Source organism: Lentilactobacillus dabitei (assembly GCF_019061365.1).
Classification (GTDB): domain Bacteria; phylum Bacillota; class Bacilli; order Lactobacillales; family Lactobacillaceae; genus Lentilactobacillus; species Lentilactobacillus dabitei.
On record NZ_JAHPPD010000169.1, the window covers coordinates 1 to 1448 of the forward strand.

Genomic DNA, 1448 nt, shown 5'->3' on the forward strand with positions numbered 1-1448 from the left:
AATGGAATCTTTTCATGCTTCCCTCAAAAAGGAATGTGTTTATCCAGTGCCGGTCTTTGAGAATTATGAAACTGCCGCTGCCGCCCTTTTTGAATATGTGCATGCTTTCTACAATAGGAAGAGAATTCATAGTTCACTGGGCTACCAGACCCCCTTACAAGTTGAAATTGCAACACTTACGAGCCAAATGGCCGCCTGATTTAATGCTTTCCAGGGTTCAAATAAGTTATTAATCGCGATTAATGATTTATTTGAGCTGTGGCAGGTAAACGCGGTTCTGAATGTCTCTTAAAACCTGTCTCAAATATTGACTTCAATCCAGATCTATCCGAAAATACATATTGGTGTAGCTAATAATATAAGTTGACACCCAGTCAACCCAACACTAGCAATCTCAAAAATTGGTTAATGGACACTCCACTTGATCGGAGATATGAAACACAAATAATTGTTTTACATACCTATTTTATTATTGAAACATTTATGAAATAAATAGCATGCACAGGAAATATTGTGAATTTGTTCAACAGCTTTGATCGTATGGTTTCCTTGAATCACACCCTTGATAAGGGTATATTTATCCTTGTAATCATCATAGAACGTTTGTTCAAAAAAAGGGGAAGTGAATTTTATGCATTGGTTATGGGTTTTAATTGTTGGTGCTGTTATCGGCGCAATTGCTGGTGCCATCACTAATCGGGGCGCAGCTATGGGCTGGATTAGCAATATTATCGCTGGCTTAGTTGGCTCATCCATTGGTGAAGCTATTTTAGGCAGTTGGGGGCCAAATATAGCTGGTATGGCCATTATTCCGTCAATTATAGGCGCAATAGTTGTTGTAGCAGTAGTTTCTTTCTTTTTAAGTCGTAGCACAAGATAAATTTTTCCCTATATGTTAAACTTTTTAACAATCTTTTAAATGAATCCATGGTTGTTATTGGCTGGTCAATTACTGTAGTAATTGGCTTTTTTTATAAATGTTTTACTTTAATTTCATGTAAAGCCACTCTAATTATTAACAAGCTGAAAGAAGTGGACGAATTGGCTATGCAAAATAGAAGTGGCAGAAAATATGGATTATTAAATTACAGTGTTTACGTCATATCTTTGGGAGGATTCCTATTTGGGTATGATACTGGTGTTATCAATGGAGCTTTGGCTTTTATGAGCAAGACTAGCCAATTAAATCTAACTCCTTCCCGTCAGGGAATCGTGTCAAGCTCTTTAGTCTTAGGGGCTTGCCTTGGTGCATTCCTATGTGGAAAATATGCTGATAAATATGGCAGAAAGGTTACACTTCGTTGGGTTGCAGTTATCTTTACACTGGCAACTGTATGTTGCGCATTATCACTCAATTATATCTTTATGGTAGATTGCAAATTTAATCCGAATTTTTGGACAAATTTGTCAGCATAACCTGATACGGTGTTTGCCAGTCGAGTATTTTA

Annotated in this window: 2 protein-coding genes and 1 pseudogene; all 3 read left to right on the top strand. The window is 36.9% G+C overall.

The annotated features are described in order from the left end of the window. Positions 1–199 (top strand): IS3 family transposase (locus KTE19_RS13610; RefSeq protein ID WP_217342514.1); only part of this gene is annotated, 199 nt, incomplete at its 5' end. A gap of 432 nt (positions 200–631) precedes the next feature. Then, entirely contained in the window at positions 632–880 is a 249-nt protein-coding gene (locus KTE19_RS13615; RefSeq protein ID WP_002831196.1) for a GlsB/YeaQ/YmgE family stress response membrane protein, read from the top strand. Positions 881–1047: 167 nt separating this feature from the next. After that, positions 1048–1383, top strand: a pseudogene (locus KTE19_RS13620) (MFS transporter); the annotation flags it as partial. Positions 1384–1448: the final 65 nt, after the last annotated feature.